This is a genomic window from Streptomyces sp. NPDC058470 (assembly GCF_042721055.1).
Taxonomy (GTDB): domain Bacteria; phylum Actinomycetota; class Actinomycetes; order Streptomycetales; family Streptomycetaceae; genus Streptomyces.
The window spans coordinates 11,835-26,279 of the sequence record NZ_JBHXMF010000012.1; the positions used below are offsets into that span (position 1 = coordinate 11,835).

The 14,445-nt window shown below is 70.0% G+C and carries 11 protein-coding genes; 5 read left to right on the forward strand and 6 right to left on the reverse strand.

Annotation, left to right across the window (positions count from 1 at the left end):
- Nucleotides 1-112: 112 nt before the first annotated feature.
- Both ACFWP7_RS11130 and ACFWP7_RS11135 read left to right on the forward strand, forming a co-directional pair.
- Nucleotides 113-1,837, forward strand: coding sequence for a succinic semialdehyde dehydrogenase (locus ACFWP7_RS11130; RefSeq protein WP_384379501.1), 1,725 nt, complete (start codon nt 113-115; stop codon nt 1,835-1,837).
- A gap of 49 nt (nt 1,838-1,886) precedes the next feature.
- A complete protein-coding gene (locus tag ACFWP7_RS11135; protein ID WP_384379504.1) occupies nt 1,887-3,728 on the forward strand; it encodes a GMC family oxidoreductase N-terminal domain-containing protein in 1,842 nt (613 codons plus the stop codon).
- An 84-nt stretch (nt 3,729-3,812) separates the two neighbouring features.
- Here ACFWP7_RS11135 and ACFWP7_RS11140 read toward each other — a convergent pair whose 3' ends face one another.
- Entirely contained in the window at nt 3,813-4,847 is a 1,035-nt protein-coding gene (locus tag ACFWP7_RS11140) for an LPXTG cell wall anchor domain-containing protein (protein ID WP_384379507.1), read from the reverse strand.
- A 1,179-nt stretch (nt 4,848-6,026) separates the two neighbouring features.
- The gene (locus ACFWP7_RS11145) at nt 6,027-6,320 is read right to left on the reverse strand and encodes a chorismate mutase (protein WP_384379510.1); all 294 of its coding nucleotides are present in this window, start codon (nt 6,318-6,320) and stop codon (nt 6,027-6,029) included.
- A 451-nt stretch (nt 6,321-6,771) separates the two neighbouring features.
- On the opposite strand from ACFWP7_RS11145, the gene guaA reads away from it, so the two are divergent.
- The gene (guaA, locus tag ACFWP7_RS11150) at nt 6,772-8,352 is read left to right on the forward strand and encodes a glutamine-hydrolyzing GMP synthase (RefSeq protein ID WP_365437017.1); all 1,581 of its coding nucleotides are present in this window, start codon (nt 6,772-6,774) and stop codon (nt 8,350-8,352) included.
- A gap of 9 nt (nt 8,353-8,361) precedes the next feature.
- Here the strand turns inward: guaA and ACFWP7_RS11155 are convergent, their stop codons facing one another.
- A complete protein-coding gene (locus tag ACFWP7_RS11155; RefSeq protein ID WP_384379513.1) occupies nt 8,362-8,847 on the reverse strand; it encodes a pyridoxamine 5'-phosphate oxidase family protein in 486 nt (161 codons plus the stop codon).
- A gap of 219 nt (nt 8,848-9,066) precedes the next feature.
- On the opposite strand from ACFWP7_RS11155, the gene ACFWP7_RS11160 reads away from it, so the two are divergent.
- Nucleotides 9,067-9,861 (forward strand): class II aldolase/adducin family protein, encoded by a 795-nt coding sequence (locus tag ACFWP7_RS11160; protein WP_384379516.1) that lies wholly within the window; start codon nt 9,067-9,069, stop codon nt 9,859-9,861.
- A 93-nt stretch (nt 9,862-9,954) separates the two neighbouring features.
- Here ACFWP7_RS11160 and ACFWP7_RS11165 read toward each other — a convergent pair whose 3' ends face one another.
- Complete coding sequence (locus tag ACFWP7_RS11165; protein WP_384379519.1) at nt 9,955-10,836, reverse strand: DUF4429 domain-containing protein; 882 nt, start codon at nt 10,834-10,836, stop codon at nt 9,955-9,957.
- Nucleotides 10,837-11,034: 198 nt separating this feature from the next.
- On the opposite strand from ACFWP7_RS11165, the gene ACFWP7_RS11170 reads away from it, so the two are divergent.
- The gene (locus ACFWP7_RS11170) at nt 11,035-12,372 is read left to right on the forward strand and encodes a hypothetical protein (RefSeq protein ID WP_384379522.1); all 1,338 of its coding nucleotides are present in this window, start codon (nt 11,035-11,037) and stop codon (nt 12,370-12,372) included.
- Nucleotides 12,373-12,763: 391 nt separating this feature from the next.
- Here the strand turns inward: ACFWP7_RS11170 and ACFWP7_RS11175 are convergent, their stop codons facing one another.
- Both ACFWP7_RS11175 and ACFWP7_RS11180 read right to left on the reverse strand, forming a co-directional pair.
- On the reverse strand, nt 12,764-14,044 hold the full coding sequence (locus ACFWP7_RS11175) for an MFS transporter (RefSeq protein WP_384379525.1): 1,281 nt from the start codon (nt 14,042-14,044) through the stop codon (nt 12,764-12,766).
- A 150-nt stretch (nt 14,045-14,194) separates the two neighbouring features.
- A complete protein-coding gene (locus tag ACFWP7_RS11180; RefSeq protein ID WP_384379527.1) occupies nt 14,195-14,440 on the reverse strand; it encodes a hypothetical protein in 246 nt (81 codons plus the stop codon).
- Nucleotides 14,441-14,445 lie beyond the last annotated feature (5 nt).

The following is a 14,445-nucleotide window of genomic DNA, read 5'->3' on the forward strand; positions in this document are numbered from 1 at the left end:
CGCACTGATCAGCGCATTCGTTGCCAGCGATCACTGGCGTCGTGTGAGTACCCGGTGAAAGCCGATTACCGACGGGTACCCAAAGGGCCCCGCCGGGCATACCCTGCGGCTCATGACGGACTCGCAGGCTGCGGAGCAGGCCACGGAAAAGACCGGCACGGACGAGACGGCCGCAACGGCCGCAACGGATGCGACGGCCGCAACCGACGAGACGGCCGCAACCGGCGACACCAGCGCCACCGGCGCAGCCATCGGCACCAACCCCCTCGCCCCCGCCCCTCTAGGCGCCCGCACCGCCGCCGACGTCGTCACCCCCGAGCTGGTCGCGCAGCTCACGAAGGGGGTCGTCGGATCGGGACGGACCGCCAACCACACCCCGTTCACGGGCGAAAAGTTGGCCGATCTGCCCGAGTCCACCCCCGAGGAAGTGGCGACCGCCTTCGAGCGGGCCCGCGCGGCGCAGGTCGCCTGGGGCGCCACTCCCGTGCGGCAGCGCGCCGCCGTACTGCTCCGTTTCCACGACCTCGTGCTCGCGCGCCAGGCCGAGGTCCTCGACCTGATCCAGCTGGAGACCGGCAAGGCCCGGCTGCACGCGCACGAGGAGGTCCAGGCTGTCGCCGTGGCCGCGCGGCACTACGGCCGCAAGGCCCCTTCCTACCTCCGGCCCAAGGGGCACACCGGCGCCATCCCCACCCTCACCAAGGTCACCGAACTGCGCCACCCGCGCGGTGTCGTCGGCCAGATCGCGCCCTGGAACTACCCCCTGGAGCTGTCTGTCGGCGACGCGCTCCCCGCCTTCGTCGCGGGCAACGCCGTCGTCATGAAGCCCGACACCGAGACCTGCCTCACCGCCCTCTGGGCCCGCGACCTGCTCATCGAGGCCGGGCTGCCCGCCGAGGTGTTCCAGGTCGTCATCGGCGAGGGGCCCGTCGTCGGACCCGAGATCGTCAAGCACGCCGACTACGTCTCCTTCACCGGGTCCACCCGGACCGGCCGCGAGGTCGCGCAGGGCGCCGCCGCCCGTCTCGTCGGCGTCTCGCTCGAACTCGGCGGCAAGAACGCCATGTTGGTCCTTGAGGATGCGGACATCGACAAGGCCGCCGCCGGCGCCGTGCGGGCCTGCTTCTCCTCCGCCGGTCAACTCTGCATCTCCATCGAGCGGTTGTACGTCCACGAGGACATCGCCGATGTGTTCGCGGAGCGGTTCACCGCCCGCACCAAGGCCATGCGGCTCGGCACCTCCCTCGCGTACGGGGCCGACATGGGCTCGCTGGTCGGCGAGCGGCAGCTCGAAACCGTGACCCGGCATGTGGACGAGGCCGTCGCCAAGGGGGCGAAGGTAGTCGCAGGCGGGGTCGCCCGGCCCGACATCGGGCCCTACTTCTACGAGCCCACCATCCTCGACGGCGTCGAGGCGCCCATGGCCGTCTGCGCCGAGGAGACCTTCGGGCCCGTCGTCTCCCTCTACCGTTTCAGGACCGAGGACGAGGTCGTCGAACTCGCCAACTCCACGGCGTACGGCCTCAATTCCTCCGTCTGGACCAAGGACGGGCGGCGCGGTCGCGCGGTCGCGGCCCGGCTGCGCACCGGAACCGTCAACGTCAACGAGGGCTACGCGCCCGCGTACGGCAGCGTCCAGTCGCCCATGGGCGGCATGAAGGACTCCGGCCTCGGCCGCCGCCACGGCTCCGAGGGCATCCTCAAGTACACCGAGGCGCAGACCGTCGCCCACCAGCGGCTGCTGCCGATGGCGCCCTCGCTCGGCATGGACGACGAGAAGTACGCGGCGTTCATGAGCCGGAGCCTCAGGGTGATGAAGGCGCTGCGCCTCCGGTAGATCCCAGATCTGAATAGTTCTCAAAAGTTCTCAACGAGGAGAGCGGCACGTGTCACAGGAGAACTCTGCCCAGCAACCGAATGACCGTGCGAACGACGAGAAAGACGGCGCGTACGACGACGGCGCGTACGACTACGACGTCATCGTCGTCGGCTCCGGCTTCGGTGGGTCGGTCACGGCCCTCCGGCTCACCGAAAAGGGCTACCGCGTAGGCGTGTTGGAGGCGGGTCGCCGTTTCACCCGTGGCTCGCTGCCCAAGAACTCCTGGGACCTGAAGAACTACCTCTGGGCACCCAGGCTCGGCCTGTACGGCATCCAGCGCATCCATCTCCTGGGCAACGTCATGGTGTTGGCCGGTGCCGGCGTCGGCGGCGGGTCCCTGAACTACGCCAACACCCTCTACGTACCGCCGAAGGCCTTCTTCGAGGACCCGCAGTGGAAGGACATCACCGACTGGGAGGGGGAGTTGAAGCCGTACTACGACCAGGCCCGGCGGATGCTCGGCGTGCGGCTCAACCCGACCATGACCCCCTCCGACGTCCATCTCAAGGCGGCCGCCCAGCGGATGGGCATCGGCGACACCTTCCACATGGCGCCGGTCGGTGTCTTCTTCGGTGACGGGGAGGACGCGGACGGAACGGCCAAGGCCAGGCCCGGCGGCGAAGTGGAAGACCCCTACTTCGGAGGCGCCGGACCCGCCCGCAAGGCCTGCACGGAGTGCGGCGAGTGCATGACCGGCTGCCGGCACGGCGCGAAGAACACCCTCAACGAGAACTATCTCCACCTCGCGGAGAAGGCGGGCGCAGTCGTCCATCCCATGACGACGGTCGTGTCCGTCACCGACGACTCGCAGGGCGGGTACGCCGTCACCACTCTGCCCACGGACGAGAAGCGCAAGGGCGACGGGCGGATGTTCAAGGCCCGCAGGGTCGTGATCGCCGCCGGCACCTACGGCACGCAGACCCTGCTGCACCGTATGAAGTCGAGCGGGCAACTGCCTTACATCTCAGGCAGGTTGGGCGAGCTGACCCGCACCAACTCCGAGGCTCTGGTGGGCGCGCAGACGGACAACCGCCGGTACCGCAAGGCGCACGGCAAGCCGAAGGCCGACTTCACCCAGGGCGTCGCGATCACGTCCTCGATCCACCCCGACGAGAACACCCACATCGAGCCCGTCCGCTACGGCAAGGGCTCGAACTCGATGGGCAGCTTGTCCATCCTCCAAGTCCCCTACACGGAGGGCTCGTCGCCGTCTCTGGGATGGCTGGCCAATGCCGCGAAACACCCCCTTCTCCTGCTGCGCATGCTCTCCAACCGCCACTGGTCCGAGCGGACCATCATCGGTCTTGTGATGCAGTCGGTGGACAACTCCCTGACGACATACCTGAAGCCGAAGGGCGCGGGGAAAGGCCTGTTGACGGCACGTCAGGGACACGGTGCCCCCAACCCCCGGCAGATCAAGGCGGCTTCGGAGAGTGCGTCCGCGATCGCCGCCGAGATCAACGGCTTCGCGGGCAGCAACGTGGGCGAGCTGATGGGTACGCCGCTCACCGCGCACTTCCTGGGCGGCTGCCCGATCGGCGACTCGGCGTCCTCCGGGGTCATCGACCCGTACCACCGGCTGTACGGCCACCCCGGCATCTCGGTCGTCGACGGCGCCGCCGTCTCCGCCAACCTCGGCGTCAACCCGTCGCTCACCATCACCGCCCAGGCCGAGCGCGCGATGTCGTACTGGCCCAACAAGGGCGAGGCCGACCCGCGCCCGGTACAGGGAGCGGCGTACGAGCGTCTGCGGCCGGTCGAGCCCCGGAACCCCGTCGTCCCCGCGGACGCGTTCGGCGCGCTGAAGCTGCCGTTCCTGGGGATGCCGACGGTGCCACCGAAGTCGTAACTCCCGCCGGTCACAGAAAGAAGGACCTGCACCCCCCTCCGAGCGCAGGTCCTCATTCAGCTGTGGCCACTGGGCCGAGCCGCGTTACGCGGTCGCGCCACCAGACCTGCGGCGACGGACCACGTACAGCGCACCCGCACCGGCGACGACGGCGACACCGCCGGTGAGGCCGATCAGCGGCAGCGCGGACGAGGAACCGGTCTCGGCGAGCGAGCCGGAGGCGTCTACCGTCCTGGCGTCGCTGATCTCCTTCGCACCGCCGGTCCGCGGCTTGGCGTCCGGCGGGCTGCCCGCGTCCGAGCCGGCGGCGAGGATGTCGAAGAAGTAGATCCAGCCGTTCGGGTCGTCGGCGACCCAGCAGCCCTCGTCGTCCGCGTACTGGGCGAAGCCGCCGGTCACGCCGATGGCGTCCGGGACGTCGCCGCTGACGCTGAGGCGCAGCTCGTACGAGGTCGACTGGCCAGCGCCGAGCGAGAACGGGGTGAAGGTGCCACCCTCGCCCGCGGCACCCGCGACCTCCCGCCAGGTGCCGGAGTCCTTGTCGAGGACCTGCACGCTGATCTCGCCGGAGTAGTCCTCCTCGTCCCAGCCGATGGCCGCGACACCGATCAGCGGAGCGATGTTCGTGATGGTGTCGTCGCCGTGGTTGGAGATGTCGAACGAGAACGTCGTCCAGCCGCTGCCCGCGACGATCGTGTCCGGCAGACCCGACAGGCCGCTGGTCAGGTCGGTGCTGATCTCGGTGAGGTCGTTCCCGTCCTCGTCGACACAGAGCTCGGGCTCGTCGCTCTCATCCGGAGTGCTCTGAGTGGGAGTCGGCGTGACGGGCGGAGTGCTGTCGCCGGCTGGCGGGGTGGTGTCCTCCGCGGCGGGCATCGTGTCCTTGGCCGCGGGAGTGGTGTCCTGCGCCGCGGGCGTCGTGTCCTCGGCCGCCGGGCTGGTGACGTCCTCGGCGGGCGTGGTGTCCTCGGCCGCAGGTGTGCTGTCCTGCGCCGCGGGGCTGCTCTCCGCCGCGGCCGGAGGATCGGTGTCCGCGAACGCGGCCGGCGCCGACAGGAGCGCCAGCGGGGCCAGGGCAGCCGTCGCGGCCGCAACGGCCATGGCACGACGAAGCTTCATGAAGACCTCGGGAAGTCTGGTGCACCGCGAGGCCGCGGTACTCAGCGGGGGCCTTCGCGGTGGGGCGCGGGTGTGGCCGTTGGTAGCAGGTGTGACACGAGCAACCTGTGAATGGTTGTGCCGACCTTCACAGGACCTTTATGTGGGGTCGGTCACATGGGGCGGGTCACGCAGACCAGTCGTCATGGGCGGGTCACGCAGACCAGTCGTCATGGGCGGGTCACGCAGACCGGTCGTCTTGGGGCGGGTCACGCAGACCGGTCGTCTTGGGGCGGGTCACGCAGACCAGTCGTCATGGGCGGGTCACGCAGACCGGACGTCATCGGTGGGTCGCGCAGGCCGGCCGTCGTGGCGGGTCATGCAGACCGGTCGTCACATGGAGTGGGCATTTGGAGTGGGCATGCGAAAGGCCCCGCGGTGGGGGTAACCCCCTGCTCGGACGGAATCCGTGAGCTGGGGGCGGAGCCGCGGGGCCCTTCGGCGTCAGCACCGACGTCAGGGCAGCGCCGGTGCCGGGGAGCGGCGCCGGGGGGTGCGCCGCTGGTCTGGGGGGCCGCCGGTCGGCGCCCCGGCGCACTGGGGGCGCGCGCGTGGTGTCGACCAATGGCAGTAGTGGAGCAATTCGGTTGTGTTGCGGGGGACTTGAGCTGTTCTCGCATCGTGCGGGATGGGCGACGGACTCCGCAACCGTTACGACCGCAGCTGAACAGATTCCGCCGGTCGGCCCCGGGCGTCCCCGGAGCCGGCCGTTCTCTTGGGTGACCGGGCTGCTGTCCCCTGCCGTCCGGTCCCAACCCTGGAGCGAGGTCCCACGACGCACGGCACGTTCCGTACGTCTCATCGCTCCAGCGAAGCCACGCGTGGTTTTTTCGGGCCCGCCCCTGGCTGGCACGGACACCGGGACCAACGAAGCCGCCGCGGAGGCGGTCACGCGCCGTACGGGTGAGAGGGCATGCGTACGTGCGTACGGCGTCGTACGGAGCGCACATGCGGCCTCCGCGCGGAACCATCAGGCGCGGTCTCCGCGCGGGAGCTCCAGGCGCGGCCCCCGTACGGAACGTCGGACTCGGCCCCGTACGGAACGTCGGACTCGGCCCCGTGCGGAACGTCGGACTCGGCCCCGTGCGGAACGTCGGACTCGGCCCCGTGCGGAACGTCGGACTCGGCCCCGCGCGGAACTCAGACGCGGCCCCGGCACAGCTCCAGGAGCGTCATCGCCAGCGAGGTGCCCGGCTTGCCCAATGCGTCCCTGTAGTGGCCGAGGATCTCCATCTCGCGCGAAAGGTTCACGCGCCGGCCGCCGGAGGAGATCCGGGCCTCCTGGATCACCGCCGAGACGGCCATCCGTTCCTGGACGAGGCCGATGATCCGGTCGTCCAGGGCGTCGATGCGCTCACGGGCACCGGTGATCGTGTCGGCGGCCTCGTCGGTGCGGGCGCCGGTCTTGTCGAGTACGTCGGCCGCGTCGGCCATGGTGGGGCTCCTCTTGCGTCTTGTGGTGACGGGGTGCCCCGGAGCGGCGAGGTCCGGAAACGGCAGGCGCCCCGGGCCTTGTCGGCCCGGGGCGCCTGGGAAGTCGCTTGTCAGTTGCTCAAGCAGCACGACCATGGCAGCCGGTGGGCCGGTTGCCATAGGTAAAGACGAAGTTCGTCGCGTGCGTGAGCATGGGAGCAGTATGCAGGGCCGGGGCGTCCTGGCCAAGGCGGTTCGGATGCTGAGACGGGGTCTGGATTTTCAGCCCGTCCGGCGTGCGGCGTCCGAGGACGAGCGCGTTCAGCGCGATACGGGGCCTGGGGGCGGAGCCCCCAGGACAAGGGACGGGCAGGGGGCGGAGGGGGCGAAAAAACCTCCCCAGCCACCCCCCACCCGCACCCCCGGTAGACTCGCCCCCACACACCCTTTGCTCACCGCCGGAAGGCAAACCGTGCCAGAAGTGTCCCCCGCCGCCCCCGACACCGTCCTGGTCGTCGACTTCGGTGCGCAGTACGCCCAGCTCATCGCCCGCCGCGTCCGCGAGGCCCGGGTCTACAGCGAGATCGTGCCGAGCACCATGCCGGTCGAGGAGATGCTCGCCAAGAACCCGGCGGCGATCATCCTCTCCGGCGGCCCCTCGTCGGTGTACGCGGAGGGTGCCCCCCGCCTCGACCGCGCGCTGTTCGAGGCGGGCGTCCCCGTCTTCGGCATGTGCTACGGCTTCCAGCTGATGGCGACGACGCTCGGCGGCACGGTCGACAACACCGGCGCCCGCGAGTACGGCCGTACGCCGCTCCATGTCTCCAAATCGGGCTCCACCCTCTTCGAGGGCACCCCCGACGAGCAGTCGGTGTGGATGTCGCACGGAGACGCCTGCTCCGCCGCCCCCGAGGGCTTCACGGTGACCGCCTCCACGGACGTCGTCCCGGTCGCGGCCTTCGAGAACGACGAGAAGAAGCTGTACGGAGTCCAGCACCACCCCGAGGTGATGCACTCCACGTACGGCCAGCAGGTACTCGAACACTTCCTGTACCGGGGCGCGGGCCTCACCCCGTCCTGGACCACGGGCAACGTCATCGACGAGCAGGTCGCGCTGATCCGCGAGCAGGTCGGCAGCAAGCGGGCCATCTGCGGGCTGTCGGGCGGCGTGGACTCCGCCGTCGCCGCCGCCCTCGTACAGAAGGCCATCGGCTCGCAGCTGACCTGCGTGTACGTCGACCACGGCCTGATGCGCAAGGGCGAGACCGAGCAGGTCGAGAAGGACTTCGTGGCCGCGACCGGCGTACAGCTGAAGGTCGTGGACGCGCAGGAGCGGTTCCTCGCCGCGCTCGCCGGGGTGTCCGACCCCGAGGAGAAGCGGAAGATCATCGGGCGCGAGTTCATCCGGGTCTTCGAGCAGGCGCAGGCCGACATCATCGCCGAGGCCGCGGCGGGCGAGGACGTCGCCTTCCTGGTGCAGGGCACGCTCTACCCGGACGTGGTCGAGTCCGGTGGCGGCACCGGCACAGCCAACATCAAGTCCCACCACAACGTCGGCGGCCTCCCCGAGGACCTCGAGTTCGAGCTCGTCGAGCCGCTGCGCAAGCTGTTCAAGGACGAGGTGAGAATGGTCGGGCAGGAGCTCGGCCTGCCGGACGAGATCGTCCAGCGCCAGCCCTTCCCCGGTCCCGGCCTCGGCATCCGCATCGTGGGCGAAGTGACCAAGGAGCGGCTCGACCTGCTCCGCGAGGCCGACGCGATCGCCCGTGAGGAGCTGACCGCCGCCGGACTCGACCGTGAGATCTGGCAGTGCCCGGTCGTGCTGCTCGCGGACGTCCGCTCCGTCGGCGTCCAGGGCGACGGCCGCACGTACGGCCATCCGATCGTGCTGCGTCCGGTGTCGAGCGAGGACGCCATGACCGCCGACTGGTCGCGTCTCCCGTACGACGTCCTCGCCAAGATCTCGACCCGCATCACGAACGAGGTCGCGGACGTCAACCGGGTCGTCCTCGACGTGACCTCGAAGCCGCCGGGCACCATCGAGTGGGAGTAGTCCCGACGCTCATCTGCGCCTGAGAGTCCGCACCTGCTCTCCGGGCTTCCAGATCTCGACGACCAGATACGTGTCGTCCTGGACGTAGGTCCGTACGACCTCCGTCAGCTCGGTGCGGAAGAGGTGGAACGGCTGCGGCGGTTCCACCTCTTTCACGTATGCGGCCTTCGCCTCGGAGTCCTCGACCTCGACCGCCCGTCCGCCGATCCGGACGTCCCCGCTCGCCATCTGCGCGTCCGCCCCCGGATTCACCTGGAGCGCGAAGCGTGGGTCACGGCGCAGGTCCAGCGCCTTGAGCGAGCCGGGCATCATGCCGAGCCACAGCTCGCCGTGCAGGAAACGGACTTCGAGGCCGGAGGTGCGGGGAGAACCGTCCTTGCGCAGGGTCGCCAGGGTGTGGTGCGTGAAGGCCGTGAACCGGTCCTCGGCCGCGCTGGCCAGGTCGGGTTCCGCGGCGGTGAAAGCCGCCCAGTTCGATGGCGTCGGATGAGTCATCGGATGAGTCATACGACGAGTCTCGCGTGGCTACCCGACATCTTCTGTCCGGTATTCGCGTGCTCTCGGCGACTTTCCGGGTGCTCTCGGCGGCCGAGGGCACCCGGGACTACCCGGGACTTGTAACGGTTGCGCACTCTCTTCACGGAACGGCCCTGTTCACCTGGGCTGACCGAGGGTAACTTCCGCTCCGTACCGGACACGCCCGCTGGAGGACATATGCACGGGCCCACCCCGCCCCTGCCCCTACCCACCGACCGGCTGCGGTTCGCCATGCCGCCGAGGCACGAGTCGACGGACGACGAGCGGCGGCACCGCAAGGAGCGGCTGGCCGGGGCGCTGCGGCTCTTCGGACGGCTCGGGTTCGAGGACGGGGTCTCCGGTCACATCACCGCGCGCGACCCCGAGTACAGCGACTGCTTCTGGGTGAACCCCTTCGGGATGCCGTTCAAGCACGTCACCGTGAGCGACCTCGTCATGGCCAACCAGGACGGGCAGGTGATCGACGGCAGCTACCACGTGAACCAGGCGGCCTTCACCGTGCACGCCCAGGTCCACGCGGCCCGTCCCGACGTCGTCGCCGTCGCCCACTGCCACTCCGTGCACGGACGCGCCCTGTCCGCCCTCGGCGACCTGCTCGACCCGATCACCCAGGAGAGCTGCGCCTTCTACGAGGACCACGCGCTGTACGACTCCTACACCGGTGTCGCCGTCGACGCCGAGGAGGGCCGCCGGATCGCCTCCGCACTCGGCACCGGCAAGGCCCTCGTGCTGCGCAACCACGGGCTGCTGACGGTCGGGGACTCGGTGGACGCGGCGGCCTGGTGGTTCCTGTCCATGGAACGGTCGAGCCAGGTGCAGCTCACCGCGCTGGCCGCGGGCCGGCCGATCCTCATCGACCACAAGCAGGCGGTCGCCACGCGGGAGCAGCTCGGCGGCGATCTGGTCGCGTGGATCAACTACCAGCCGTTGTGGCAGGACATCAGCCGGAGCGAGCCCGATCTCCTTTCGTAGGGGGTTCGTTCGCGGCCTTCCGTCGGGGATTCGTTCGCCGTCTTCCGTCGGGGGTTCAGGGCGGGGGTTCCGTCGGGAGTCCGTGGCGGGGGTTCAGAACCCCCGGAGCACCGCCGCCTTCGTCGCCGCGAACTCCTCGTCCGTGAGCACGCCGTCGCGGTGCAGCTCGCCCAACTCCCGCAGGCGGCGCAGGAGTACGTCGTGGTGGTCGGCCGGGGGCGGTGCGGCGGGGGCGGGTTGGGGGCGGTCCACGTACTCGCCCGTGCGGGTGGACGGATGCGGCAGGCGTGCGGTGACGGCGGTGGCGACGAGCGCCGTGAGCAGGTCGCGGCGGGTGCTGCCCCACAGATCGAGGGCGTACGGGTCCTTCTCGGTCGGCAGTTTGGAGAAGACGGTCTCGCCGGTCACGAAACGCAGAAAGCCGTCCTCGTAGCCGGAGTTGGGCAGCCACTCGACCCGGACCAGGTCACTCACGCCGATGATCCGCGGACCCGTCGCCCGCTTGACCCGGTCGGAGGTGTCCGCCCAGTCGATCCGCACCTGCGAACCGTCGAACGACACCGTGCCGTCGCTGGAACGGACCGAGACGGGGACCGGCGGGCCCGGGAGGAGATATGTCTTCGCTGGTTCCTGGGGGACCTGGTCGAGGAGCAGCGCGTGGCGGATCTCCTCGGCGATGTACTCCGCGACCCCGGAACGGTCGATGTCGACCGCCAGCCGGTAGGGGTCGGCGGCGTCGGGCAGCCGGCCACCGGTCGCCTGGAGGAGCGGGTCGGCGCCCTCGCGCAGCCTCAGCCGCAGGCGGCCGCGCTTGCGTTCGGGTTCATAGACGATTCCTGAGATAGCCTCCAGGGAAACAGCGATCTCTCCATACGTCTGCCGGAACAGCGGCACGGAGCGGTGCAGTCCCGGCGTGATCCTGACCGTGTTGCCGTCGAAGGCCCAGGTCCCGTCACGCTGGATGATCTCGGCCATACGCGAATTCTCGCAGCCGGGTCAACACGGGCGCTTGTGCATCACCCGCGCTGACCGGACCTGCCGGATGCGGGCCGTGTTCCGTACGGCACAATGCGCTGTCATCGCGGCGCAGTAGTAAGGCAGTTGTACGGCAGTCAGGCGTACGGAAGGTCTGGCCGCAAGGGAGTTCTTGGCGCGGGGAAGGCGGCAGCGGACGTGGCGGTGCAGGAGGCGAGACACGGCGCGGAGCGTGGTGCGGGGTCCGGTGACGGGCTTGGCGCCGGACTGGGTTCCGGGCTGGGTTCCGGACAGGGCACACACGGGGGTGGGTGCACCTGCGGGGACTGCCCGCACGGAGCCCGCGAGGGGCACCGGCGCGCTGTCGCCGCATTCCTCGCCAAGCGCGACGAGTTGGCGTCCGGGCACGGGCTGCCCATCGCCGTCGCCCACTCGGCGTCCGCGTCCCGGCAGTGGGTCTCGGACGAACTGACCCAGGCCGCGGACATCGTCGCCGAGCGCGGCCGCGTCGACGGCGAGGCGTGGCTGGCGCGGCTGTGGCGGCGTACGGCCTTTGTCGTGTGGGGAGCTACCGTCACGCTGCTCCTGGTGCAGGCGCTCACCGCCATCGGCGCGGGGTGGACGGCCGCGCGGACGGCCGGGCTGCTCGCGGCTCTTGTAGTGGGCGGGGCGCTGACCGGAGCGGGTTATCTCCACCGGGCGCGGGGTGGCGCTCTTGCCCCCGCCATCGGCGAGGACAACCGTCTCTCCACCTCGCGTGTGGTGGCGGGGAGTTGGGTTCTCTTCGTCGTGTACGCCGTCCTCGTGCTCGTCGGGCAGTTGGCGGCGGCCTCCGCGCACGGCACCCGCGACGAACTCATCGCCGGTCTCGAACTCGCCCGGGGCGCCGGGGTGGTGACCGTCGTCGCCGTGGTGTGCGGGATCGCCGTGCTGGTGCGGCGGGTGGTGGGGCTGCGGGTGCTCGGCCAGCGGCTGCAGAAGGTGCGGGCGGATCGGCCGCGGGCGTCCGATCTTCTGACCGACGACTCCGGGCGGGGGTCCTTCGCGGACATCCAGTACGTGGTGATCGTCGCGGTTGCTCTGGTGTTCGCTGCGGTGCGGTTGGCCCGGCGGCCCTCGCAGTTGCCGGATCTGCCGTGGGGGCTGGCGGTGCTGGTCCTGGTGTCCGCCGCCACCTATCTCGCCGGGAAGTACGCCGAGGGCGGGAAGCCGGTGATCCTCTCCGTCGTCCGCTCCCGTGAGGCGGGCGACCTCGACGCGCCGATCCGTACCGGGGACGACATCGAGATCCGGGGGGCCGGGTTCGTGCCGCCCGGCGCGCAGACGGCGGACCGGCTGTCGCGGATGGTGGTACGGATCGGGCCGGTCCACGTCCATGTGCCGTTGGTTCCCGTGCCCGGGGGGTTCAGCAATCCCACGGACGCGGTCCTCACCGTGCCTGTGCCGGTCGATGTGGAGCCGGGGCGGGTGGAGGTGCAGGTGGTTACGGCTGCGGGGGTCGAGACGAATCGGTGCGTGATCGATGTGACGGACTGAGGGACCGACGGCGCCTTGTGCGGGTGGGTGCTGTTCGGTGCGTGTGCCGGTGGGTGCGTGGTGTTCGGTGCCGGTGCGTGCTGTTCGGTGCCGGTGGGTGTGTCGTCCGGTGCGTTTGCCGTCTGGTGGGTGGGTCGGGGGCGTGCCGGTACGTCCCGCCCGTCGCCGACGGATCAGACGTCGGGCAGGTGCGGGGGTCCGGTGACGCGGGCGTACGCGACGGGCATCTGGACGTACCGGCACGCCTCCTTCCGTCGTTGTTCGGCTGCGGGTCGTGGGGCGGCGGCAATGCTTTTCGGCTCCGGCCCGGCGGTCCTTGAGCTCTTCAGCTCCGGTCGGGGAGATCTTTGAGCTTGTCCGGAAGTAGTGGCAGGTGCGGGTCGGCACTTCGCTACGGAGAGTCGGCCTGGGTTGGGGCCGGTTCCGGGACCCGTTCCGCCGCGGGTGCTGGAATGCCTGCGGCGGAGGTGTGCGCTTGGCGCCAGGGCAGCAGGAGTGCACTCGACAAACACAGCACGCCGGCGATGAACAGCGCACCACGGACGCCTGCCGCCTCGGCGATGAAGCCGCCGACGATCATGAAGACTGCCTGGCAGATTTTCGAGCTGACGGACCAGGAGGTGCCCACGCGGGTCATGAACGCGTCCTGTGTTGCCGCCATGCGGTAGGTGGTGAACGACGGGTTGAAGACGCCGGCGGCGAAGAGCAGCCCGAAGTCGGCGGCCACGATGATGAACACGCCGAGAGCGCCGGAAGGCGCCAGCGGCAACAAGATCGTCCAGAGTGTGCGTGCGACGCCGGACAACAGCAGGATCCGGCGCTGCCCGAACCGCCGGGTGAGCAGCGAGGTCAGGCGTGAGCCCAGAACGCCACCCAGGCACGGCAGCCCCAGAGCGAGGCCGTACTGCCACGGTGCGAGGCCGAGGTCACGCAGCATGAGGACGGCAATCAGCGGTGACGTCATCATGATGGAGCCGCCGAAGAGCAGCGAGTTGCAGAACAGCGAGCGCAATCCTCGATGCTGCAGGATGTACTGCCAGCCTGCGGCGATGTCGCGGCCCAGATGAGGGGCGGCGGATGGCGGTGGCGCGGGTTCGGGTCGCCGGATGCGGCGGATGCCCAGGGCGGATCCAAGGAAGGACAGGGCGTCGGCCGCCACCGTCGCGGTAGGGCCCAGGACACCGACCAGGAGCCCGCCGACGGGTGGCCCGGCGCTGACGCTGATCCAGTTGGTGGTCTCGAACAGGCTGTTGGCACGAAGACGGCGGTCGGGCAGGACGAGCGCCTTGAGGTGCGCGCCGCTCGCCGCGTCGAACGCGACTGCCGCGGCCGTCTGAAGGATGCCGACGGCACACAGATGGACGAAGGTGAGCACGCCGAAAGCCGCCGCGACCGGAACGCTCACCAGCACGGCACAGCGGACCAGATCAGCAGTGATCATGACGGGCCGCTTGTACTGGTGCTCAATACGGACACCGAGCGGAAGAGCGATCACGGCGCTGGCGGTGGCCGACAGAGCGGCGAGCAGCGAGACTTGGAGCGCCGAGGAATGCAGCACCAGGAGGGCGACCAGCGGCAATGCCCCCATGGCGATGGCACTGCCCGCAGCACTGATTGCGTAGGCGCCCCACAACCGCCGAAAATCCGGCCCGAGCGTGACCTGCCGTGCCAATGCATCCTCCCCCACCTATGAAGGCAGTCAGCATAGGGACTTGGACCGCCCGCCAAGCTCGGTCATCTCTTCACCGCGAGCTTCGGTACAGGGATCAGAAGCAGGCTCTGCCCCCTGCCGCGCGGCGGCCGGTGCTTCCCGGGCCTGGCATCAGTCGGGGATGCGGATGAACGCCAGGAGGCGCAGGCTGCGCCACCAGGCGCCCGGTGTGTCGGGGGCCGCCAACGAGCCTGCCACCTGCCGGAGCACGGTCTCCAGTACCTCTCCACCAAGCCGGATGCGGGCCCGGCGCAGCGACGAGCGGTTGATCGGGGCCAGAGCCCGACTGCCCGGTATGCCGCTGGTCGGTATGCGTAACGAGAAAAACCACGTCGGACACCCGCGCCGGGTGGCCATGGCGC